General features: G+C 71.3%; 15 protein-coding genes and 1 pseudogene. 9 read left to right on the top strand and 7 right to left on the bottom strand.

Features of this window, described 5'->3' with window-relative positions:
• Positions 1-276: 276 nt before the first annotated feature.
• Complete coding sequence (locus tag ACZ4UV_RS32465; protein WP_451017054.1) at positions 277-2418, top strand: SpoIIE family protein phosphatase; 2142 nt, start codon at positions 277-279, stop codon at positions 2416-2418.
• 33 nt (positions 2419-2451) lie between these two features.
• Here the strand turns inward: ACZ4UV_RS32465 and ACZ4UV_RS32460 are convergent, their stop codons facing one another.
• Entirely contained in the window at positions 2452-3636 is a 1185-nt protein-coding gene (locus ACZ4UV_RS32460) for a beta-ketoacyl-[acyl-carrier-protein] synthase family protein (RefSeq protein ID WP_451017055.1), read from the bottom strand.
• Between the two features lie 672 nt (positions 3637-4308).
• On the opposite strand from ACZ4UV_RS32460, the gene ACZ4UV_RS32455 reads away from it, so the two are divergent.
• Positions 4309-4746 carry a DUF485 domain-containing protein gene (locus tag ACZ4UV_RS32455; protein ID WP_467842676.1) on the top strand — a complete coding sequence of 146 codons (438 nt, stop codon included), beginning with the start codon at positions 4309-4311 and terminating at the stop codon, positions 4744-4746.
• Positions 4743-6359 carry a sodium/solute symporter gene (locus tag ACZ4UV_RS32450; protein ID WP_451017057.1) on the top strand — a complete coding sequence of 539 codons (1617 nt, stop codon included), beginning with the start codon at positions 4743-4745 and terminating at the stop codon, positions 6357-6359. The genes ACZ4UV_RS32455 and ACZ4UV_RS32450 overlap by 4 nt, the downstream gene beginning before the upstream one ends.
• Positions 6360-6488: 129 nt before the next feature.
• On the opposite strand, the gene ACZ4UV_RS32445 is transcribed toward ACZ4UV_RS32450, so the two are convergent.
• Positions 6489-6695, bottom strand: a complete 207-nt coding sequence (locus ACZ4UV_RS32445) for a hypothetical protein (protein WP_451017058.1) — start codon at positions 6693-6695, stop codon at positions 6489-6491.
• A 311-nt stretch (positions 6696-7006) separates the two neighbouring features.
• Here ACZ4UV_RS32445 and ACZ4UV_RS32440 point away from each other — a divergent pair, with 311 nt between their 5' ends.
• The gene (locus ACZ4UV_RS32440) at positions 7007-8527 is read left to right on the top strand and encodes a catalase (RefSeq protein ID WP_451017059.1); all 1521 of its coding nucleotides are present in this window, start codon (positions 7007-7009) and stop codon (positions 8525-8527) included.
• 212 nt (positions 8528-8739) lie between these two features.
• Complete coding sequence (locus ACZ4UV_RS32435; protein ID WP_467842672.1) at positions 8740-10323, top strand: serine/threonine-protein kinase; 1584 nt, start codon at positions 8740-8742, stop codon at positions 10321-10323.
• Between the two features lie 216 nt (positions 10324-10539).
• Here the strand turns inward: ACZ4UV_RS32435 and ACZ4UV_RS32430 are convergent.
• Positions 10540-11977, bottom strand: a pseudogene (locus ACZ4UV_RS32430) (MFS transporter); the annotation flags it as partial.
• Positions 11978-12290: 313 nt separating this feature from the next.
• Here ACZ4UV_RS32430 and ACZ4UV_RS32425 point away from each other — a divergent pair.
• Entirely contained in the window at positions 12291-13760 is a 1470-nt protein-coding gene (locus tag ACZ4UV_RS32425; RefSeq protein WP_451017061.1) for an arabinofuranosidase catalytic domain-containing protein, read from the top strand.
• Between the two features lie 540 nt (positions 13761-14300).
• Here the strand turns inward: ACZ4UV_RS32425 and ACZ4UV_RS32420 are convergent.
• The gene (locus tag ACZ4UV_RS32420; protein ID WP_467842669.1) at positions 14301-14825 is read right to left on the bottom strand and encodes a MarR family winged helix-turn-helix transcriptional regulator; all 525 of its coding nucleotides are present in this window, start codon (positions 14823-14825) and stop codon (positions 14301-14303) included.
• Between the two features lie 39 nt (positions 14826-14864).
• Here ACZ4UV_RS32420 and ACZ4UV_RS32415 point away from each other — a divergent pair, with 39 nt between their 5' ends.
• A complete protein-coding gene (locus ACZ4UV_RS32415) occupies positions 14865-15788 on the top strand; it encodes an EamA family transporter (RefSeq protein ID WP_467842666.1) in 924 nt (307 codons plus the stop codon).
• Here the strand turns inward: ACZ4UV_RS32415 and ACZ4UV_RS32410 are convergent.
• Positions 15759-16700, bottom strand: coding sequence for a L,D-transpeptidase (locus ACZ4UV_RS32410; protein ID WP_351491482.1), 942 nt, complete (start codon positions 16698-16700; stop codon positions 15759-15761). The genes ACZ4UV_RS32415 and ACZ4UV_RS32410 overlap by 30 nt on opposite strands.
• A gap of 544 nt (positions 16701-17244) precedes the next feature.
• Here ACZ4UV_RS32410 and ACZ4UV_RS32405 point away from each other — a divergent pair.
• Positions 17245-18672: an alkaline phosphatase family protein gene (locus ACZ4UV_RS32405; protein ID WP_467842663.1), complete on the top strand. Its 1428-nt coding sequence runs from the start codon at positions 17245-17247 to the stop codon at positions 18670-18672.
• A 62-nt stretch (positions 18673-18734) separates the two neighbouring features.
• Here ACZ4UV_RS32405 and ACZ4UV_RS32400 read toward each other — a convergent pair whose 3' ends face one another.
• On the bottom strand, positions 18735-20645 hold the full coding sequence (locus tag ACZ4UV_RS32400) for an FHA domain-containing protein (RefSeq protein WP_390035448.1): 1911 nt from the start codon (positions 20643-20645) through the stop codon (positions 18735-18737).
• Positions 20646-21027: 382 nt separating this feature from the next.
• Complete coding sequence (locus ACZ4UV_RS32395) at positions 21028-22641, bottom strand: purple acid phosphatase family protein (RefSeq protein WP_451017064.1); 1614 nt, start codon at positions 22639-22641, stop codon at positions 21028-21030.
• 299 nt (positions 22642-22940) lie between these two features.
• Here ACZ4UV_RS32395 and ACZ4UV_RS32390 point away from each other — a divergent pair, with 299 nt between their 5' ends.
• Positions 22941-23837 (top strand): RNA polymerase sigma-70 factor, encoded by an 897-nt coding sequence (locus ACZ4UV_RS32390; protein ID WP_451017065.1) that lies wholly within the window; start codon positions 22941-22943, stop codon positions 23835-23837.
• The last annotated feature ends 87 nt before the right edge of the window (positions 23838-23924 follow it).

Genomic DNA, 23924 nt, shown 5'->3' with positions numbered 1-23924 from the left:
CCGCCCTGGTGGCGGTCATCGCGCCCTCCCCGCGCAGCGGCCCGCCGAGCGTCGGGCGAAACGGATGGGCGCACGCCCGGAGCGCGCGGGTCGGTTACACGGGAGCATCATCCGCGCCACTCACGTCTTGTGTCGTTTTGATCACTTTTACCCCTTCGGTGAGCAGGGTATTTGTGTTACTCATGAGATGTGCGGGAGAGGGTGCTCGAGACCTGCCCGCATGGACTCGGGAAGGTCTGCCGGTACGCGCCGGAGTCACCGAACTGTGTGAGCTGTATGGACCCCACACCCTCCTCTGCTTCGCCGTTCGACACGGTCAGCGGCGCCCTGGGGGACTACATCCCGAAGGGCGGAGCAACGGCGGTGGGTGAGAAGCGCGCCTCTGGGGCCGACGGCGATTCCGAGGACGGGGAACGGATCCTCGGGGTGGTCACTCTCGACCAGGACCTGAGGATCAGCGGCGCCAATCTGGACGCCCCTCCGTTCGCGGGGGTCCGCGCCGCACCGGGGGCCGCCTTCGCCGACCTGCTGCCGCCCGAGGACGTACCGACGGTCACACAGCGGCTGCGACGGGTCCTCGAGACGCGGGAGGCGCATGTCGCCCGGGTCCAGCGCCTGCGGCGGGCCGACAGGTCGGAGCTGGTGGTCTCGATGAGCATCCTGCCGGCCGCCCCACCGCAGGAGGGCCTGACGGTCTCGCTGATCGCCATGGCCAAGCGGCTGCACCTGTACGCCTCGGCCACCGCGATCGGGACGTCCCTGGACATCGGGGAGACCGCACAGTCCCTGGCCCAGTCCCTGCTGGCCTGGGGGGACGTGGCCGCCGTCAACCTCGACTACGCCGTGTGGACGGGCGAGGCGGTCACCGAGCAGGCGCAGGAGCGCATCCGGCTGCGGCGGGCGGCCCTGGTGCCGGACCGGGCCTGGCCCGAGGGATACCTGACGCCCGGGGACAACCTCCCCCTCGAGGCGAGCCGTCTGCTGGCCGGTGCGGTCATGCGCGACGACGTTCCGCAGGCCGTCGTCATTCCGGACCGCGCGGCGATCGAGCAGGCGCTGGACGATCCGCGTCTGGTGCGCGCCCTGGTGCCCGGCAACCGGCCGGTGAGTGTCGCCTGCATACCGCTGGTGGTGGAAGGACCGGCGGGCACGCCGGGGCCCATCGTGCTGGGCGTGACGGAGGTCTGGCGGCGGCCGGAGTGCCTCTTCGGCGACGGCGAACTGCTCGACCTGCAGGAGCTCGTGGCCAAGACCGCCCGGCACGTCGACCTGGCCCGCCAGCACCAGCGTGAGCACGCCCAGGTCCTGGCGCTGCAGCGCCGGCTGCTGCCGCGGACCGGCAGCGACACCATCGAGGTCGCCAGTGTCTACGAGCCCACCACGCCGGACAGTGCGGGCGTCGGCGGTGACTGGGTGAACAGCTTTCCGCTGCCGGGGGACCGCACCGCGCTGGTGGTCGGTGACGTCGTGGGCCACGGTCTCGGGGCCGCTGCGGCCATGGGCCAGCTGAGCATGGAGGCACGCGCGCTGCTGTCGGCGGGGCTGGGCCCCGGGGAGGTCCTGGAGCGTCTGGACGAGACCGTCACCCTGCTGGACGACACGGACGCCGGCCTCGCCGCCGGATACAGCGCGCTGGGCTCGACGTGCTGCATCGCGGTCTACGACCCGGTCGACCACCGGGTGCTGATCTCCAACGCCGGCCACCTGCCACCGGTCCTGGTGCATCCCGACGGTTCCGCCGAGACCGTCGCGGCACAGCCGCACCCGGCCCTCGGCGCGGAGTTCGTCGTACGGGAGCCGTTCGAGGTGCACGAGTTCCGCGCGCCGCCCGGTTCGCTTCTCGTCCTGTACACCGACGGCCTGGTGGAGGATCCGGCGGCCTCGATCGACGACGGCATCGGCCGGCTGACGGACGTCGTGCGCGAGGTGCATCCCTGGGACGATCTGCAGCAGGCCGCGCGTCGCGTGGTCGCCCGGCTGGGCCCGCAGGAGCCGCTGCGCGACGACGTCACCCTGCTGCTGGCCCGGATGGCCGGGCGGCGCAGCCGGGACACCGCCACCTGGCGGCTGCCCGCCCGGGACGACACCGCGGCCCGCGTCCGCGCCCTGGCCGCGCCCCTCCTGCGGCGCTGGCACCTCGGCGATCAGGCCAGGGGCAGCGCGCTGCTGGTGCTGAGCGAACTGGTCACCAACGCCGTCCGGTTCGGCACCGGGCCCGTCACGGTGCGGCTGGTGCGGGCCGGAAGCCGGCTGACCTGCGAGGTCGGCGACACCGGCAACGGCCGGCCGCGCCTGCGCCGCGGTGACCCGCTCGACGACGACGGGCGGGGTCTGTACGTCGTCCACAAGCTGACCACGCGCTGGGGGGTGCGGTGGACGGAAACCGGCAAAGCCGTCTGGGCGGAACTGGAGGGATAGCGCCTGCGCCGGGCTGAGAGCGGCGGGCTTCCGCTACAGCCACTCCCCTTCCACCGCCGTGGCCGTCAGCCCGGGCGCGGCCGCGTACAGCACCGTACGGCTGCCCGACTTCTGGCCGGCGTCGTGCGCACGGCGCAGGATGTCGAGGACGGCGGCACCGCCACGGTTGCCCGTGGTGTAGCTGTCCCTGCTGTAGGCCAGCAGCCCCTCCGGCCATCCGTCGGGCATCGTCTGTTCCATGTACTCCAGCACCCGCGTCCCACCGGGATGCGCGAGCAGCAGGTCGGGATGCCAGGAGTGCCCGTCGCCCTCGTGACGTGCGCGCAGCCACTCCCACATCGCGGCCACCGTCTCCTGCACGGCGCGTGGCCCCCGGCGGTCCATCACGAAATGCGTGCCGTCCTCCCGGGTCTCCAGCCGGTGCAGGTCGGTGGTGCCGGGCAGGGTGTGGTGCCAGGCCGCGTCCAGCCGCAGGACCGACTCCGGCCGGGGGCGGCCGGTGACCGCCACGGCGACGGCGGTGTCCGCGAAGAGCAGCCGCACGATCAGTGACTCCAGCGTGTCGTCGGCGGGCTGGTAGGTGGTGCTCAGCGCCTCCGATATCACGACCAGCACGACCCGGTCGGGGTCCGCGGCGACCAGGTCGGCCGCCAGGGCCAGCGAGCGGGTGCCGGCGATGCAGGCCCACTGGGTGGCCGGCAGCAGCAGTACGTCGTCGCGCAGTTCGAGGCGGTTGAGGAGGGAGAGGTCCAGCCCTGGCAGGGCCGGGGTCGTGGAGTGACTGGTGATCAGGCAGTCGACGTCGGCGGTGTCCAGTCCGGCGGCCCGGAGGGCGTCGCGGGCCGCGCGTTCCCCGTACGTCTGCACGGCCGCCCAGGCCGGCGCGGTGCGCTCCTGGATGGTCTGCGGCGCCGGTATCGCCTCCAGGGCGGCGATCGCGCGGTCGACCTCGTGCTCGGTGAACCCGTTGCCGGCCAGTGCCGCACGGGCCGGGCCTGCGCCCGGAGTTCGCAGGCCCGTGCCGCTGCCGGGCGCGGCGGCCGTCTCCAGCGGCAGCATCCAGCCGCGGTCGTCGATCCCCGTGCTCGCGGCGATGCCGTCCATCCGCGGCAGCCACGGCGCCTGTGGCTGCCGGCCGCGGACCTCCGCGAGGATCTCGCCGGTCGTCACGGCATGTTCACCTTGTACTACGGCTGGAGGAGTCAGATAGGCGCTCATAGCACGCATCTTTCGCAGAAAGCTTGTAAATCGTGCGAAGTGTCCGATATCTGCCCCGTTATCCAGAGCGGGGCCAAGACGCTGTAATTGCAATGTACTTCGCATTCGACAACTTCCGAGCTGCTCCATGTGCCAACGGAGTCATGGCGGTTCCTTACGGAGACTGTCCGGCGGAGACGCGAGGCCGCCCGGGCGAGATCGTTGCCGAGCAAACTCCTTGCCGCTTCAGGAAGTTGAACGACGCACTGGTCGGGGCCCGCGTTCGAGACCTACGCCACCCATGAAGTGCGTCACAGCCGCGCCGCGCACGGGTGGGTCAACCGGCGGGCACCCCAGGGCTCATGAGGTGTGCGACGGCGCACTTTTCGAAGCAATCGCGCCACCGCGCACTCCGCCCATGCTTCAGCACCTCCTGGCGGAGATCCCGACGTCAGCCCCGCGCACCGCGGATCGCTCCCATCGACTCCGACCGCACCTCTGGCGGACAGCGCCCACGCCGGGGACCATGGCGCCCTGTTCACCCGACCGCTCCCCCATGAGACGACGTCCTGGACGACCGGCGCACACGGCTTCCCATCAACTCCCGGCCGCACGCCGTGCGGCCGGCCGAACCTCCCTCCCCGCTCGCGGCCCGTCACGACCGGACCCGGTCCCCACCGAGGAGTTGCCGAAATGTCCTATGATGTGCCCGATTTACCCTCGGACCGGTCCCCGTACGGCCGCCCGTCCCCGTACGACCGCCCGTCCCCGACCTGGTCGACCGGCGAGGTGCCGTACGACACCCTCCCCGCGAGCCCCCGCTCCGGTGCCCACCGCACCCTGCGCCTGTTGCGGCGCTCGTACCGCTGGCACCGGCGGGTGGCGACCATCACCGCACTCGGCTACTTCGCCGCCTTCCTGACCCTGACCGTCAAGGCGCCTTCGCTGATGGCCCGCCCCGGCCCCGGCGGCCTGCCCACCGGACTGCTCCTGGCCCTCGTCCAGATCCCCGTGACCTGGCTGGCGGTCCTGCTCTACGAAGCCGCCGCGCACCGCTTCGTGGACCCCCTGGCGCGACGCGCCCGACGTCAGACGGGCGTGGCCGTCGCGGACCGGGAGCAGGCGCCGTGACCGGGTTGGGCGGCTCCGCCCAGTCCTGGTCCCTCGTCGCGTTCTGCTCGGTCGTCGCCCTCACCCTGCTGCTGTGCGTGCTCACCGGCCCGGAGGCGGACGACCTCGCCGAGTTCTACACCGGCTACCGGTCCCTGTCGCCGCTGCGCAACGGGCTGGCCGTCGCCGGTGACTACATCTCCGCCGCCACCGTCCTCACCATCGGGGGGATCATCGCCCTGTGCGGCTACGACGGCGTCGTCCTCGCCCTCAGCGCCCTGCTGTCCCTGCTGTTGCTGATGTTCCTGCTGGCCGAACCCCTCCACAACACCGGCCGCTACACCATGGGCGACGCGCTGGCCCGCCGCCACCCGGCCCGGTCGGTCCGCGTCACGGCCTGCCTGGTCACCCTCGCCGCACTCGTCCCGATGATGGTCGTCCAGCTCGCCGGTGTCGGCGAACTCCTGGCGTACGTCCTCGGGTTCGCCGACACCGGCATGAAGAACGGGTGCGTGGCCGGGGCCGGTGTCCTCATGATCAGTTACGCGGCGCTCGGCGGGATGCCCGGCACCGCGCTGGTCCAGATCATCAAGACCGTGGCGCTGCTCGGCTCGGGGCTGGTCGTGAGCGTGCTGATCCTGCGCGCGTTCGACTGGCAGCCCCAGGCGCTGTTCCACGCGGCGGCCGGACGGAGCGGGGCGGGTGACGCCTATCTGACCTGGGGTCTGCAGTACTCCAGCAGCCCGCATCCGGCCCTGGACATGGCCAGTACCCAGGCCGCCATCGTGCTGGGCGGCGCCTGTCTGCCGCACGTCACCATGCGGATGTACACGGCGGGCACGCCGCGCCAGGTCCGCCGGGCGATGTCCTGGGCGGTCTCCTCGGTGACCCTCTTCATCCTGATGCTCACGGTGATCTGCGCCGGCGCGACCGCGCTGGTCGGTCACGACCGCATCGCCGCCGCCGACGCACACGGGACGACCGCCTACCTGCTGGGTGCCCGCGCCGCGTTCGGAGCCGCCCTGTCCCGGCCGGAGAGCCTGCTCTTCGCCACCGTCACCACCGCCGTCTTCCTCACCCTGCTCGCCTCCGTCGCGAGCATGACGCTGGCCTGCGCCAACACCCTCGCCCACGACCTGACGGCGTCCCGCGCCACTCCCCCGGCACCGGCCCGGGAACTCGCCCTCGCCCGGTGCAGTGCCCTCGCCGTGGGCATCCCGACCATCCTCCTGGCCGTCCTCGCCCAGCACCGCAGTCTCCAGCCCCTGGCGACGGTGTCCTTCACCCTGGGCGCCTCCGCCATCGCGCCCGCGCTCCTCTACACCCTCTTCTGGCGCCGTTACACGCGCACGGCGCTCCTGGCCACCCTCGTCGTGGGCTCGCTGACCGTGCTCGCCCTGGCCCCGGGCACCACCCTGGTCTCCGGGACACCGCTGTCGGCCTTCCCGGAGGCCGATTTCGCCTGGTTCCCCTACAACACACCCGCCCTCGTCTCCGTGCCGGCGGGATTCCTCACCGGCTGGCTCACCACCGTCCTGGCGGGCCGGCGGTCCGCCGACCGTGAACGCAGCCGCTACGCGTCCCACGAGCGCCACCTGCTCACCGGTGCACCCCCGCGCCATTCGCCCCGGTAGGGAGTCGTCAGGCACGGCTGGAGGGGCGCGGGAGGTCGCCCCCCGACCCGGGCCGCCGAGAAAGACCGACCGGGCCGGGGCCGGACGGACGGGCCTGTTCCACGGGACAGACCCGTTCGACGGACGGACCTATGTGGCCGGGGGCCGGTCCTGGAGGCCGGTGGTCATGGACGCGGCAGCCGCGTTGAGACCCGCCACCGCGGCCTTGGGCAGCGCCCCGGCGACCTTGGTGGCAAGGTCACGGGAGGGACCGGGGCCGGTTCCGTCCGCGTGGGCAGGGGCGGCGAGAGCCACGCCCGTCAGGGCGAGCGCGGCGGCAGTGATGATCCTCTTCATGCCCTGAGGAACGACCGTCCCCAGCCGGGGACACGACCGGCTGCCGCTCTCCCCGAAAAAGCGTCCCCGGCCCCGAGTGGCGGCTCCGGCCCGCCGGGACCAGGCTGGATGCCGGAGAGCCGGGCCGGGCGGCCCTCGGCACACGGCTCGGGCACCGGGCGCGGGGCGCTCGGTGTTTGTCTCGCTCACGCCGGGTCACCCGCCACTCAGGGGCACGGCCACGGGTGTCCCGACCGGTCGGCGGCCCCCGCAAGGACCCCAGGCCCCGCAAGGACCGGCACCCACTGCTCCGTGCGGAGAAAGGCAGAGTCATGACGCAGAAGCCACCCCTCACCACGACCGACTCCGGTGCCCCCGTCGAGAGCGACGAGCACTCGCTGACCGTGGGGCCCGGGGGACCGATCCTGCTGCAGGACGCCTATCTGATCGAGCAGATGGCACAGTTCAACCGGGAGCGGATCCCCGAGCGCCAGCCGCACGCCAAGGGGAGCGGCGCGTTCGGTCACTTCGAGGTGACCGAGGACGTCAGCGCCTACACCATGGCAGGCCTCTTCCAGCCCGGCACCCGCACCGACCTGGTCATTCGCTTCTCGACGGTCGCCGGTGAGCGGGGCAGTCCGGACACCTGGCGCGACCCCCGCGGCTTCGCGGTGAAGTTCTACACCAGCCAGGGCAACTACGACATGGTCGGCAACAACACGCCGGTGTTCTTCGTGAAGGACCCGATGAAATTCCAGCACTTCATCCGGTCCCAGAAACGCCGTGCGGACAGCAACCTGCGCGACCACGACATGCAGTGGGACTTCTGGACGCTCTCCCCGGAGTCGGCCCACCAGGTGACCTGGCTGATGGGCGACCGAGGCATCCCCCGGACCTGGCGCCACATGAACGGCTACACCTCGCACACGTACATGTGGATCAACGCCAAGGGCGAGCGGTTCTGGGTGAAGTACCACTTCAAGACCGACCAGGGCATCGAGTTCTTCACCCAGCACGAGGCGGACCAGATGGCCGCCGTCGACACGGACTACCACATGCGCGACCTGTTCGAGCACATCCGTGACGGCCAGTTCCCCAGCTGGACCCTGTACGTGCAGCTCATGCCGTACGCGGATGCCGCGGGTTACCGCTTCAACCCGTTCGACCTCACCAAGGTGTGGCCGCACGGTGACTATCCGCTCGTCCCGGTCGGACGGATGACCCTGGACCGCAATCCGACCGACAACCACGCCGAGATCGAGCAGGCGGCGTTCCAGCCGAACAACTTCGTTCCCGGGATCGGCCCCAGCCCCGACCGCATGCTGCTGGCCCGGCTGTTCTCCTACGCGGACGCCCACCGGCACCGGATCGGCGCCAACTACCAGCAGCTCCCGGTGAACGCCCCCGTCGTCGACGTCCACACGTACTCCAAGGACGGCGCGATGGCCTACCGCAAGACGTCCGACCCGGTGTACGCCCCGAACTCCAAGGGCGGCCCCGTCGCCGACCCCGCCCGCTTCGGCCCGCCGCCCACCTGGGAGGCGGACGGCGAGATCGTCCGCGCCGCGTACGTCTCCCATCCCGAGGACGACGACTGGGGCCAGCCCGGCACCATGGTCCGGGAGGTGCTGGACGACGCCGCCCGCGACCGTCTGGTCGACAACGTCGTGGGGCATCTGCTCAACGGCGTCACCGACCCGGTCCTCCAGCGCGCGTTCACGTACTGGTCGAACATCGACGAGACGATCGGCAAGCGCATCGCCGACGGCGTCCGCGCCAAGGGTGACGAGAAGGACCCCAAGGCCGCCGAACAGGGCAGTCCGGCACGACGCTCCATGCAGGACAAGGCCTGACCCCGTCCGCGAGCAGCGGACGGCGCACGGGAAGGGTGCCGTGCGGGCCCAGGGCTCGCACGGCACCTCCGCGTGCCCGGCTTCCCCGTACGCACCGCACCGACTGATATGAATACCTCACCGCAGGCCATGTCCACGCGGATGCCAAGGGGGGCTCCGTGCGCAGGTGGTGGGCCGCCCGGTCACGACGCGCTCACCGCCCGGAGACGTTCATGAGAAGTCTCGATCCCACGGATCCGCCCGCCGTCGGCGGCTACCCGCTGCTGGCGCGGCTCGGGGAAGGGGGCATGGGTCAGGTCTTCCTCTCCCGTACCTCCTCCGGCCGGCCGCTGGCGCTGAAGACCGTGCGGAGCGAACTCGGCCTGGATCCGGGGTTCGAGGAGCGGTTCGCGCGTGAGATCGCCAGCAGCGACCAGGTCCGTTCGCCGTGGACGGTCGCGGTCGTCGACTACAGCGCGCCGGGGCAGCGGCCGCAGTGGCTGGCCACGGAGTACGTCGCAGCGCCGACCCTCGCCGACCGGGTGCACCGGCACGGACCGTTGCCCGAGGCCTCGGTCCTGGCCCTGGGAGCCGAACTCGCCGAGGGTCTGCTGGCCGTGCACCGGGCGGGGCTCGCGCACCGGGACGTGAAGCCGTCCAACGTGCTGCTCGGGCGCCGCCGTCCGCTGCTCATCGACTTCGGTATCGCCCGGGCCGCCGACGACACCCGCCACACCCGCACGGGCGGCGTCATCGGCTCGCCCGGGTACATGGCTCCCGAGCAGGTCACGGGCGGGGCCGCGGCGGAGCCCGGCGACGTCTTCGCGCTGGCGGCGGTCCTGGTGTACGCGGCCACGGGTGCAGGGCCCTTCCTGCGCCGTGGAGAGGAGCCCTCGGCGGCGCAGCTGCTCTACCGGATCGTGCACGAGGAACCCCGGCTCGACGGCGTGCCGCCGTCCCTGCTGCCGGTCCTGGCGGCCTGTCTTCACAAGGCACCGCAGTCCCGGCCCACCGCGCAGGAGTTGCTGGAGCGGCTCGGAACCGGCTCCCCGGAGTGGGTCACCGTCCCGCCGCCGGGTCTGGCCGAGGACCTCGCCGCGCGGGAGGCCGAGCTGCGGGCCCTGCTGGAGGCGTCGACCGCCGCCGTCCCGCCGCGGATCGCGCCCGCGCCGCCGGGGTTCGGTCCGCCGCCGGCATACGGTCCTCCGGCCGGGACCGGCACCCGTCCCCGTGCCCCCCGGAGCGGGTCGGGGCGCTCCCGGACGGCGATCGTGGCCGTCGGGGTGCCGGTCGTCGCGGCGGCCGTCGCCGTGGCGGTCTGGTGGGGCGGATCCGGGGACGGTAAGGCCGCTGACGGTACGTCTCCGCCGGCAACGGCTTCTCCGTCCGCGTCCTCGTCCGGCCCGGCCGCGGCGAACGCGCTGCCCGCGTCCTGGGTGGGGACCTGGCAGGGCACCGGCCCCGGCAGCACCGCGGGCGACGGCGTGTTCAACGCCCGTACGACGAAGGTGTCCGTGACCCTCACCCTGCATGCCGCCGAGCGGGGAGATCTGGTGGGCCGGCAGGTCAGCCATGTGACCGAGGCGGGCAGCGGGGACGACATCGGCTGCACCGAGACGCTGCGGCTGCAGGAGACACACGGGACGTCGATGGTGTTCCAGGCGGTCACCAGTACCCCCACGGATTCTTCGCTGGGTGTGGTGTGCAGGCCCGGCAACGTCTACACCCTGTCCATGGACGGGGCGGACACCCTGGCGCTCGGAGACGAAGGCAGTCAGACGGCGGGATCACCGGCCCGCCTCGAGCGCGTCACCTGACCGACTGCCGCAGCTTGTTCACAGCGCCGTGCAGAGCAGGAGCAGGAAGGCGAGCGCGGCGGGTCGACCGTACGTGCGTCGCCCGCGCCGACGCTCGCGAGTTCGAGACCGTCGTCGACCGGCTCAAGGCCGACCTCGGGGCAGGGGAGGCGCGCAGCCGCCTGCTGCTCCACGAGGTCCCGCTCGGCCCGGACCGCCTTCTGAGCTCCTGACACCCGCCCGGTCCCGCAGGCAGGCGACGTAGAGCTCCCTCGACGTGTTGATCAGCCGGCGCTGTTCCGCGCGTGAACCGACCATGGGGCGGGAGCCGTCGAGCGGGACCTGGGCGCTCTCCGGCAGGAAGCGGACGGTCAGCAGGCCGATCGCGCCGGCCGGCATCAGGTAGTAGGCGGGCATCAGGTCGTCGCCGGTGACGTTGACCAGGGCCGCGGTCACCAGTGGTGTGGTGCCGCCGAAGTCCGCGACCGCGATGGCGAAGCCGATGCCCATCGCGGCGTAGCGGACGGCCGTGGGGAACAGGGCCGGGAGGGTGGCGGCGCTCGGTGCGGCGAAGCAGGCCAGCAGGGTGGCGAGGAGCAGCACGCCGAGGACGGGCGGCCAGGTGCCGTGCATCTCGATCAGCTGGGAGGACGGCACGCGAGCAGGATCACGGCGGCCGCGGAGACCCCGTAGACGGGACGCCGTCCGATCCGGTCGCTGAGCCGCCCGACGAAGGTGATCAGTACGACGATCCAGACCATGCCGATCAGCACCAGGAGGTCGGCCGAGCCGCTGGAGCGGTGCAGCGTCTCGGTCTGGTACGTCGGCAGATACCCGGTGACCATGTAGTTGGTGACGTTGTACGGCAGCACCAGGCCCATGCAGACGAGCAGCCCGCGCCAGTGCCGCGTGACGATGGTCCGCAGTTCGCCGTGCGCCGACTCCTGGGCGAGGTTCTTCTCGTGTGCGTCGAGCTGCTGCTGGAAGGCCGGGGACTCCTCCAGCCTGAGCCGCATGTAGAGGCCGATCACGCCCAGCGGACCGGCGATCAGGAACGGCAGGCGCCAGCCCCAGCTGAGCATCTGCTGGTCGGTGAGGAGCACGTTCAGCACGGTGACCAGGGCCGAGCCGAGGGCGTAGCCGACGAACGTGCCGAAGTCGAGCCAGCCGGACAGGAAGCCACGGCGCCGGTCCGGTGAGTACTCCGCGACGAACGTGGTCGCGCCGCCGTACTCGCCGCCGGTGGAGAGCCCCTGGACCATGCGGGCGACGAGGAGCAGGACCGGCGCGGCGATGCCGATCGTGGCGTAGCCGGGGATCAGTCCGATGGCGAAGGTGCCCAGCGCCATCATGATCATGGTGGTGGCGAGCACCTTCTGCCGGCCGACCCGGTCGCCGAGCGGCCCGAAGAAGAGTCCGCCGAGGGGCCGTACGACGAAAGCGGCCGCGAAGGTGGCGAACGAGGAGATCACCTGGGCCGCGGGGGAGGCGCCGGGGAAGAAGACCTTGCCGATGGTGGCGGCCAGGTAGCAGCGGGGGTTCGACGATCTGGACGTCGCCGTCGCCGGAGCCGGCGTACGAGCTCCTCGCGGACCTGCCGGGGAAGTTCGACGACCGGCGCCGGCGGGGTGGCCGGGGCGGGTTCACAGAGACCGTCAGGTGCGGCTCTGGACACGCTGCCTCCCCGTTCCGCAATCAGAGGTTCCACCCTCGGATATTCACCGAAGCGAATTCCTGGACGTGACCACCTCCCACCACAACCGGCTGCCCCGGAACGGCGCTGTCACACGGGCGTTCTGTGCTCCTGCAACCGCCACCCCGCAGGCTTGGTCTGAACCAAAAAAGGAAACAAATATTGACGCACTCGAACAGCGTGCGTAAGTTCCGGGCCGAGCCGATCTGAGAGCTGTGCCGCCGCACCCCGGTGCGGCCTCCCCCACTCCAGCCTCGAAGGGACGTGCATGCCCGGATCCCTGTCCCGAAATGTCATGAACTCGCCAAGTATCTGGACGCGGAGGCCGCGGGTGGTGGCCGTCCTGGCCTCCCTCGGACTCGCTCTCGGGCTGCTGCTCGGGTTCCCGGCCGCCTCACAGGCCGCCGGCTCGCTGCCGTGCGACATCTACGCCGCGGCGGGTACCCCGTGCGTGGCCGCGCACAGCGTCACCCGCGCGCTGCTCTCCTCCTACGACGGTCCGCTGTACCAGGTGACCCGCGTCTCGGACGGGGCCACCGCCGACATCGGGCCGCTGACGCAGGGCGGGTACGCCGACGCGGCGGCCCAGGACACCTTCTGCGCTGCCGACGGCGGCTGCCGGGTCACGAAGATCTACGACCAGAGCGGCCGGCACAACGACCTCACGCCCGGGCCCGCCGGCACCTCCGGCATGGGTGCCGACCGGGGTGCCGACGCGTCCGAGATCGCCGTCACCGCGGGCGGCCACAAGGTGTACGGACTCTGGATCTCGCCCGGAGTGGGCTACCGCTACACCGGTGTCGCCTCGGGTGTCGCCGTCGGCGGCCGGCCCGAGGGCGCCTACATGGTGGCCAGCGGCACGCATGTCGGATCCGCCTGCTGCTTCGACTACGGCAACGCCGAGCGCACCCCTGCCGACACCGGCAACGGGCACATGGACGCCGTGTCCATCGCCACCACCTGCTACTTCGCGCCGTGCACCGGGAACGGCCCGTGGGTGGAGGCCGACCTGGAGAACGGCATGTTCCAGGGCGACAACGGCTCCAACACCGCGAACCGGGGCAACAGCTCCACCTTCGTCACCGCCGCCCTGAAGAACAACGGGCAGACCCGGTACGCCCTCAAGGGCGGTGACTCCCGGTCCGGCGCGCTGTCCACCTGGTGGGACGGGGCGTTGCCGACCCGGGGCGGGTACCAGCCGATGCAGCAGGAGGGCGGCATCATCCTGGGCATCGGGGGCGACAACAGCAACTGGAACCGGGGGACCTTCTTCGAGGGCGTGATGGTCTCCGGCTATCCCACCGACGCCGCCGAGAACGCCGTGCAGGCGAACATCGTCTCCGTCGGCTACAGCGGCGAGACGGACGTGCCGAACGGCCCGCAGGGGACGATCACGGGTCCGGGCGGCAAGTGCGTGGACGTCGCCGCCGACGACACCGGCACGAACGGGGCCGCCGTACAGCTGTGGGACTGCCAGACCTACGCCGAGGACCAGCACTGGACGCACAACCCCGACGGTTCGCTGTCCACCCTCGGGCGGTGCCTCGACATCGAGGGCAACGGCACGGCCGGCGGGGCGAAGCTGGAGCTGTGGGACTGCACCGGGGTCGGCGGCCAGAAATGGGTCCAGCAGGCCGACGGCTCCCTCCTCAACCCCCAGTCCGGACGCTGCCTCGACTCCCCCAGCGGCGCCACCGCCAACGGCACCCGCCTGCAGATCTGGGACTGCAACGGTTCCGGTGCACAGGCCTTCGCCCTGAGCTGAGCACCGGCCCCGGCGCGCCCTGCCGACGGCGGGGCGCGTCGGGGCGGGCGACTTCGTCGGCGGCAGGTGCAGCAGGCCGTCCAGGTAGGCGGCCCGCCCGAGCCCTTCGGCGTCGAGGCCCGCCTCGGCGGCGCGCCGGCACGCGGCGGCCGTCTCGTGCGCCGCGGCCTGCTCGCCCTGGAGGGTGAGGGTCAGCCCGAGGCTCCACAGTCCCTGCACCCACGTCTCGTCCTGGTCCCGGGCGGCCGGTACGGTCGCCGTCTGCAGGTACCGGCGGGCCTCGTACAGGTAGCCGGAGCAGACCCAGAAGAAGGTGACATTGCCGATCAGCTCCAGGGCCGCGGCCGGGTCGGTCGCCAGGAGGTGATCGGCCGCCAGCCGGATGTCGGAGTGCCTGGCGCGCTGGGGGACGACGAGCCGATCACGGCTTTGCCGCGTCCCCCGCTCCCCGGCCTCTACTGTGGAACGAGCCCTGCCGTGCGCGCGGGAGGTTCACCCCTCCGAGTGAACCGGTGACCGTGACCGCATGTCCGGGGCCGGTCACTCGCCGCCGGGCGTGTGCGGATCCTCCAGGCGGGCCAGCCAGGTGGTGAGCAGCGTTTCGAGCGATTCGGCCTCGGCGGGGGTCAGCAGGTCCACCAGCCGGCGTTCGTTGCGCATGTGGTCGGTGAAGGCCCGGTCGACGAGTTCGCGCCCCGGTGCGGTGAGGGTGACGATGCGGCCGCGCTGGTCGTCGTCGGAGCGGCGGCGGGTGACCAGTCCGGCCCGTTCGAGGCGGTCGATCCTCTTCGTCATCGCGCCGGTGGTGACCATGGTGTGCGCGGCAAGCTCGCCCGGTGCCCGCTCGTAGGGCTCCCCCGCACGGCGCAGGGCGCACAGGACGTCGAACTCCCCCTCGCCGAGGCCGTAGCGGCCGTAGACGAGACAGAGCTCCTCGGTGAGCCGGCCGGCCAGACGGTGCAGCCGGCCGATCACCCCTTGCGGGCCGATGTCGACGTCGGGCCGCTCGCGGCGCCAGTCGGCCTGGATGCGGGCCACGCGGTCGATGGGTTCACCGTGCTTCATGTATCCACAATACCTTCCCGGGAAGTTATATTGGCTTCCATGGAAGCTAATTCGCGTTGGGTGGCGGTCACCGCGGTCGCGCCGGTGGCCTGGGGTGCCAACTACTACGTGACACACGAGTTCCTGCCGGCCGACCTCCCCCTCTACGGGGCCGCCCTGCGGGCGCTGCCCGCGGGGCTCGTCCTGCTGGCCCTGCGCAGGCAGCGGCCGCGCGGCGCGTGGTGGTGGCGGTCCGCGGTGCTCGGGCTGCTCAACATGAGCGTGTTCTTCGTCCTCGTCTACGCGGCTTCCCAGCTGCTTCCGACGAGCGTCGCCTCGACCGTCATGGCCGTGTCCCCGCTGACGATGATGCTCATGGCCTGGCCCCTGGTGTCCGAGCGGCCCCGGGCCGCCCAACTGGCCTGTGCCGTGCTCGGACTCGGCGGGGTCTGCCTCATGCTGCTCACCGGAGTGGAGGGCACGAGCCTCCCGGGAGTCCTGGCCTCCGCCGCCGCCATGCTGGTGTCGGCCTTCGGGCACGTCCTGACCAAGCGGTGGAGCGCCGGAACCGACGTGCTGGCCTCGACCGCCTGGCAGCTCACGGCGGGAGGCCTCTTCCTGCTCCCGGTCGCCGCGGTGGTCGAGGGCCCGCCGCCCGCGCTGTCCGCACCGGCGCTTCTCGCGTTCGGCTACGTCTCGCTGATCGCCACCGCGCTGGCGTTCGTCGCCTGGTTCACCGGGCTGCGGCACCTGCCCGCCGGAACGGTCGGGCTGATAGGACTGCTCAACCCCGTCACGGGCGTCCTGCTCGGCACGGCGGTCGCGGGAGAGGTGCTGACCGTTCAGCAACTGTGCGGACTCGTCCTGGTCCTGGCCGGGGTCGTCCTCGGCCGGCCCCGGCGGGAGGGCCCGCCGCCCCTCCCGCAGGAGAACCGGCTGCCCTCCCCCCGCGGGTCAGAGCGCCGTGGACGTCTGCTCTCCTGACGCGCTGCCCGTGAGCCACTGGTCCCAGCCCAGGTTGAAGTCGGCGTAGCCGTTGTCGGCCGGGGCCTTGCCCCGGGGCGAGCCGGTGATGGTGACGGGGTCGCCCTGCTTGACCTGGCCGTAGAACCACTTGGCGTCCGACAGGGACAGGTGGACGCAGCCGTGCGAACCGCGGGCACTGCCGCTGCCCGGGTTGGGGTCGCCGGTCGAGTAGTGCACGTAGGTTCCCGACTGGGTGAGGTGGACGTCCCACGGCAGCGTCAGGTCGTAGAAGTTGGGGCTGCCCTTGTCGCAGCTGATGCCGACGCTGCAGGAGGTCATGTGGACCTTCTCCTGCTTGTCGATGACGGCCATCGTGCCGTCCCACGTCGGATACTGCGCACTGCCCGCGTTGATCGACAGGGTGCGTACCGTCTGGCCGTTGCGGGTCACCTTCATGGTGTGGCCGGTCACCGAGACGTCCGCCCGCACGTCGTCGCCGATCGTGAAGGTGTGCGTGTAGCCGTGCACGCCGTAGCGTCCGTTGCCGTTGCTGACGCCCGTCATGTCGGCGTCGATCTTCACCTTCGTGCCGGAGGGCCAGTACGTCTTCGGCCGCCAGTCTGCGCGCCGGTCGCCCATCCAGTGCCAGGCGCCGACCACCGGCTGCGAGGTGCTGACCTTCATGTGCTTCTCGACGTCGGCCCGGGCCTTCGCCGCCACCGGGTTCGTGAAGATCACCGAGATCGGCATGGCCACACCGACCGTGGTGCCCGTCTGCGGGGTGATCGTGTCCAGCAGCATCGGCGGGCCCGCGGGCTTCGTGGGACTGGGCGAGGCGCTCGCGCTCGGCTTCCCGGACGCCTTCGCGTCGTCCCCGCTCGCCTTGTCGCTGCCGCCCCCGCCGCCACAGGCGGTCACACCCACCAGCATTGCGACCGTACCGACTGCGATACCTATGCCGCCCTTGCGCCGTCCCACGCCCTGCCCCACTCACTCGTCTCGCTCCGCGGCCTCGACAGGCCCCACTGTCCGTCAGACTCCTCCAGCACGGGTTCCAGTTCCCCGGGGCACGTAAAACATGGATCAAGAATCGGTGGCCGACGACCTGCGCGGGGCGGCCGACGCCGCGCCGGACCTGCGGGGAGATGCGCGGCAGCGAACAAGGAGTACTGAGCGCCCGTCATGGGGTCCGCCGTCACCGGCCGTATCCACACTGCGCTGCGCGCCGTCCGGAGGCCGTTGGTCCCTGTAGCAGCCATCGTTCTTCAACGTTCGGCAACACCCGTGCGTCCAGCGGATTTTGGACGTCACGACTCGGTAAATTCCTTCCGTGCGTTGGCCCGGAGTTCACCAGCCGCACCTGACGCACCGCACCGCCCGGGGCCCACAGTGAACGACGGCCCGTCCTCGTGGCCGGGTCTGCCGTCACTCCCGCAAAGGCCTTCCTGCCGGAGGGCCCGCGAAAGGAGCAGCCATGGCCGAACTGACCCGTCGCAGACTCCTGGGCTCCGCCGCCGGCGCGATCGGCGGCGCCGCGGCCCTCTCCCTCCTGCCGCCCAGCGTCCAGAAGGCCGTCGCCGCCGGGCCGCCGAGGACCGGCTCCCTGCACGACATCGAGCATGTCGTCATGCTGATGCAGGAGAACCGGTCCTTCGACCACTACTTCGGCACTCTCTCCGGCGTCCGCGGCTTCGCCGACCCGCACGCGCTGAAGCTGGCCGACGGGCGGTCCGTCTTCTACCAGCCCGACGCCGTCAACCCCAAGGGCTACCTGCTGCCCTTCCACCTCGACACGCACAGGTCGAGCGCCCAGGCCATCCCCTCCACCAGCCACGCCTGGTCCGTGCAGCACCAGGCCTGGAACAACGGCAAGATGGACCAGTGGCTGCCCGCCCACCGCAAGGCCGACGGCGTCAACGGCCCCTACGTGATGGGCTACTACACCCGCGAGGACATCCCCTTCCAGTTCGCCCTCGCGGAGACCTTCACCATCTGCGACAACTACTTCTGCTCGGTGTTCGGCCCGACCTGGCCCAACCGGCTGATGTGGATGACCGGCTCGATCGACCCGGGCGGCGCGATGGGCGGCCCGGTCATCAGCAACACGGCGCCCACGCCGTACCGCTGGACGACGTACGCCGAGCGCCTCCAGGCCGCCGGGATCAGCTGGAAGGTGTACCAGGAGGAGGACGACTACGGCACGAACCTGCTGGAGCAGTTCGCGTCGTTCAGGAACGCGCGGCCCGGCTCCGACCTGTACGAGCGGGGGGTACGGCCGCAGGCGCACGGCACGTTCGAGGACGACGCACGGGGCGACCGGCTCCCGACCGTGTCGTGGATCTGCCCGACCAGCTACCAGTCGGAGCACCCGGACCACCTGCCGGCCGCGGGTGCCGACTACGTGGCGTCGAAGATCGAGGCCATCGCGTCGAACCCGAAGGTGTGGCGGAAGACCGCCTTCATCCTCAACTACGACGAGAACGACGGCCTGTTCGACCACGTGGCGCCGCCGACCCCGCCGGCCGGCACGCGGCACGAGTTCGTCGGGGGCCTGCCGATCGGCGGTGGCTTCCGCGTCCCCGCGATCATCGTCTCCCCGTGGACCGTCGGCGGCTGGGTCGCCTCCGAGGCCTTCGACCACACCTCCGCCCTCCAGTTCCTCGAACGCTTCACCGGCGTCGAGGAACCCAACGTCAGCGACTGGCGCCGGCGGACCTTCGGCGACCTCACCACGGCCTTCCGCTTCCGCGACGCCCGCCCGCGCCCGCCGCGGCTCCCCCACAACACCGCCGAGCAGCTGGCGAAGGCGCAGGAGGAGGTCGCCACCCTCCCCAGGCCGACGCTCCCGCAGAACGACCAGACCTACCCCCGTCAGGAGAAGGGCCACCGCCCGCACACCTGACAAGGGCGGAGGCAGGCACCGCCCGCCGGCGGGCAGTCCGGCGGGCGGGATGCCTGAGGTGCCTACTGGGCCTGGGCGGCCGGTTCCAGTGCCTCCACGGCCGCGGCGGCCGCGGACGAGTCCTGGCCGTAGAAGATGTCGATGTCGACCTCCTCGCCGCCCATCGTCAGCGTGTCCCAGGCACCGCTGAGGACGAGCATCCGCAGGGTGGCGGGCTGCAGGGTGCGCAGGCGTTCCAGGATCGCCTCGTCGTCCGGCATTCCGGGCAGGCGGGGCGCCAGCCGGTCGCGGATGGCCTGCATGCGCTCCAGCAGCGTCTTGGTGTCGGCCTCGCGGTCGGGCTCCTCGGGGATCCCGTCGATGCCGTGACCGATGATGTCCTTGATCGCCCAGGTGACGCCCCGGTCGTCGGTGGTGACCATCGCCTTCCAGGCCCGGCTCTTGTGCCGGTACTGCAGCATCGACATCGCCGCCTCGTGGCGGAGGAAGTCCGCGTCCCGGAACGACCTGCCGTTCCACGCCCCGTTGAGGGAACGAGCCAGTGAGATGGCCGAGGCGAGGCCGCTGTTGAGGCCGCGGCCCGGCCAGAAGTGGATCGCGTTGGCGGCATCGCCCAGGAGGAAGCCGTACGTACCCGGCGAGGTGGTGGTGGGGGGCAGCAACTCGGCCGAGAAACGAGGGCGTTGCACCATGTCCAGGCGGAAGCTGGTGACCGCCGACAGGTCGTCGGCCTCGACGCCGTACAGCAGCAGCCCCTCCTGCACCCGCCGCCACAGGGCCGAGCCCTTGACCAGGGCGGGCAGGAACAGCGTGCCGTGGGTCGAGCACTGGAAGTCGCCGTACTGGTCGCGGTCCATCAGGCACGGCCGGGAGGCGATGCACTCCTCGAAGACGCGCCGGACCGGGTCCAGGCCGATCACCTCGGCCGCCTCGGCGTCGGTCAGCCGCATGTTGAGGAAGCCCTCGCCGCGCAGCGAGTTGAGCAGGAAGCGGTTCTGGGCGACCGTCAGCAGGACCGCCATGGGGTCGGTCAGGCCGGACTTCACGCGCAGGCCGAGGACGACGTCCTGGAGGTGGCGGCCGTCGAGGGAGTAGATCGACTCGTCGGCCTTGCCGAACCGGGCGGCGAAGTGGTCCCGGGTGCGCGACCGGCCGCCGTCGCAGATCGCGAGCACGTGCTGGGAGGCGAGCGCCTCCTGCTCCTGCGCCGCGTCGAACCGGGCGGGTATGAGGCGTATCCGGTCCCGCTTCTCGTTGGCCAGCTCCAGCAGCCGGTCCTCGATGTAGGCGATGCGCATGTTGCGCGGGCTGTGGTCGCCGACCGAGTCCGGGCCGGAGGGCCACATCTCCGTGTAGTGCTCCGGGTCGAAGAGGCGCGCCTGTACCTCCTCGGGCCAGGCGAGGTACTGGCGGCTCTGCACGGTGACCACCTGCTGGCGCCGTACGTTGCCCTCGTCCTGTCCCTTCCAGACGACGGTACGGCCCTGCTTGCGCCACCTGCCCTCGTAGACGGTGATCTTCACCTGGGGTCCGAGGAAATGCTCGAGGAGCAGGGCCAGGGACAGCCCGACAGGGCCGCCGCCGGCGACGGTGACCTTGAGTACGGGACCCTGTTCGCTCTGCTGCCCGGCGTGCGTGACGGAGCGGGGCAGGGAGAGCGCCATCAGCGTCTCCATGGCGTCCGCCACCTCGAAGCGGAACTCCTGGTCGCCCAGGGTGATCTCGTCACCGGGCTGCAGCAGCCGCGACTCCACCTCCTCCCCGTTGACCAGCGTGCCGTTGCTGCTCTCCAGGTCGCGCAGTACGTAACCCTTGTCCTCGTCGAAGACGATCTCCGCGTGGAAGCGGGAGACGCTGAGGCTGGAGATGACGACGGTGTTCTCCGAGTTGCGCCCAAAGGTGACGCGGGTGTCCAGGACCGGGATGCGCTCCCCCGCCAGCAGACCTTCGAGTCCGACCAGCACCGGTGCCACGGCACTTCCTTCCAGGAGTGATTGACCTCGACATCACTGCGGCACCACCGGACACTGCCACGCACGTCCACGCCGGGCGGCAGTCAACCGGCGGAACAGCGACACGCTTGACATGTTGCCGGACCGTGGGATCGATCGGATGTGACGGCGCCACGGTTCCGGCGGCGGCGTCCGGCCTTCTTCACCCATTCGCCCCCTTCCGGGAGCTTATCTGTGCTCAGCCAAGTATTTCCAGTGGGCGCCGCGCCGCGATCTCGTGTCGCGGCGACGGGAGTTCGGGGTTTTCGGCCACGCCGGCGGCGGAATCCTCCGTCCCGACCGAACCGGAACGCGGCGCGGGCCGGGCGGTTGCCGCCCGGCCCGCGTTTCCGCTGGTCGCCGATCAGCCGGCGTGGCCGTCCGAGCGCTTGCGGTGCAGGCTGAAGGTCTCGAAGACCGACAGCTCGCCGTTCGGCTTGTTCACGTTGTAGTACGTGACGTGCATCCGGGTGGTGTCACCGGGGTGCCGGCCGGGGTCGACGGTGAAGGAGGCGAAGCCGTAGGGGTGTTCGACGTCCCGGACGCCCACCCAGACCGCCTGCTCCTTCACGTAGGTGGAGGTGCGCTTGCCGTTGGACCCGGCGGTCGACGACACGGCGGTGATCACCTTGCCGGTGCCGTCGTTGAAGAACTTCTGGTTCGTGGTGCCCGAGACACCGCCGCCGCCGAGGATCATGTGCACGGTGCCCAGGTCGGCGTCGATGTCGTCGGTGGCCTGGGAGACCGGGTTGGGCGTCAGCGTCTCACTCCCGTTGACCACGCCGCGCACGGCCAGCGAGCGCTCGTAGTTGTGCTCGTGACCGCAGAGCACCAGGTCGACGCCGTACCGGTCGAACAGCGGGCCGTACTTCTCGCGCAGGCCGAGGTCGGCGCCGTTGGCGTCCGAGGAGCTGACCATGACCTGGTGCATGGCCACGACCACCCAGTCGACGTCCTTCGAAGAACGCGCCGCCTTCAGTTCCTTCTCCAGGAAGGCGAGCTGGCGGCCGCCGGAGTAGCCGCTGATGTAGATGTCGCCGCCGTCCTGCAGGCAGTTGTCGTCGTTCTGCAGCACGATGACCCGCACCGAACCGGCCGTGAACGCGTACCACAGGCCGGCGAGTTCGGCGTCGGTCTCGGTGGAGGGCAGCGAGAAGTACGCCTGGTAGGCGCCGAGGCCGAGCGGGCCGTTGGCCTTCTCGATCTCGTGGTTGCCGGCCGCCGGCATCCAGGGCCGGAAGCGCGCCGAACGGGTGTTGTTGGTGAAGAAGTTGTTCCAGGTGCGCACCCGGTCGACGTCCAGGTTGGCGTAGCAGAGGTCGCCGTTGAGGAGGTGGAACAGCGGGGCGACCTGCTCGATGCCGGTGACGATGTCCTTCGTCGCGGGCGTGGAGTTGGCGTCCAGGCCGACGGATCCGTCGGCCGCCCAGGTGACCTGCGGGGCGGACTGGTCGCCGAAGCTGGTGAAGGTGACCGGCCGGCGTCCCTGGGGGGCCGTGCGGAACGTGCCGCTGTCGGGGGTCGCCCCCTCGTGCGTGGCGAGGTAGAGGTAGTCCGTGTCCGGGGTGAGCCCCTTCAGCAGGGCGTGGTGGACGTAGACGGTGCGGTTCGAGGTGCCGTCGACGTAGGTGACGGTCTGGGCCTTCTTGCTGGAGCCGAAGCCGTGCTCCAGGGTGCCGTAGCGCACGACGGGCTTGGTCACCGGACGGTCTGTGATCCACGACACCGTCATCTGGGTGCGCGGGTCCGCCCCGAAGGTCAGGTGCAGGCCCTGGACGGGGGGCGCGCCGGAGGAGTCCGCGGTGAGGTGGAAGGCCGGGGCGGCGAGCGGGGCGGCCTGAGCCGTACCCGCTCCCAGCAGACCGGTGGCGGCCGCGCCCGCCCCGGCGGTCCCCAGCAGGCCCAGCGCGTGACGACGGCTGAGCCCTTCCTGGCCCTCCGCCGATCTGTCCTCTGTCGACTCTGTGTGTGTGGTCATGACGCCCTCCCGACGAGCAGCTGAGCAGACAACGACCGCACCCTTGCCCAGCCCAACTGCTGCCACATGAACACCACATGACCACCTGGCCATCACATGTCAGGCATCAGTCCGACATCACCGGTACCTGCCCGCGCCTTTACCGGCTGCCGCCCTGTCCTTGACCTTCGAGGGCCTCCGAGGCCCTGTGAAGGCCAGGGCCTTCCGGAGCCTTCCAGGGCCGGCGACACCCGGCCGGCCCTGCACCGGCCGAAGCCGGACCGGCTTGTAGCATGCTGGTCCGACCCTGGAGGACATGGATGCGCGCCGGTGACCACGCCGACTCCCTCGACCGGGCGACGAAGGATTTCGTCGCGGCGCGTCCGCAGCTCTTCGGTATCGCCTACCGCGTGACCGGCAGCGCCGTGGAGGCCGAGGACATCCTCCAGGAGGCGTGGCTGCGGTGGCAGAGCACCGACCGTGCCGGTGTCCACGAGCCGACCGCCTTCCTGGCCACGGTGACCACCCGGCTGGCGATCAACTTCACCCAGTCGGCCCGGGTGCGCCGGGAGTCGTACGTCGGGCCCTGGCTGCCCGAGCCCGTGAACACGAGCCTCGATCCGCAGCTGGGCGCCGAGCGCGCGGAGGCGCTGGAGATGGCGGTGCTCTTCCTGCTGGAGAAGCTGAATCCGGTGGAGCGGGCCGCGTACGTGCTGCGGGAGGCGTTCGACTACACGTACCGGCGGATCGCGGACATCGTGGAGACCAGCGAGGCCAATGCCCGGCAGCTGGTGAGCCGGGCCCGCAAGCGGATGGCGGCGGAGCGCAGGGAGCCGGTCGGCTCCGCCGAGCACCGGCGCTTCCTCGAGGTGTTCCTCGCCGCCGCGCAGAACGGTGATCTGTCGGTGCTGGAGGAGATCCTCACCGAGGACGTGGTCAGCTACGCCGACGGGGGCGGCGTGCGCGGGGCGTCGCGGATCCCGGTGTCCGGGCTGCCGCACGTCTCCCGGTACCTCGTCGCCTTCGCCCCGCGCTTCTGGCCGCAGGCCCAGGTGCGCTGGGTCGAGGCCAACGGCAGGCCGGCCGTCCTGGTCTCCGCCTCGGGGACCGCGGTGGCCCTGCTGACCGCCGACGTGTCCGAGCGCGGCATCGAACGGCTCCTGTGGGTGATGAACCCCGCCAAGCTGGCTCCCTACGTGGCGTCGCTGGACGGGTGAGGCACCCGTTCCCCCGGTTTCCCGGACCGCGTGTCACACGTGAGAGGGCTGTCCGGTCTCTTCTGACGGAAGCACCGGAGAGATCCC

The sequence above is a fragment of the Streptomyces sp. NPDC028289 genome, assembly GCF_055565975.1.
Note: the sequence above shows the minus strand (reverse complement) of the source record. Positions and strands in the feature narration are given on the sequence as shown.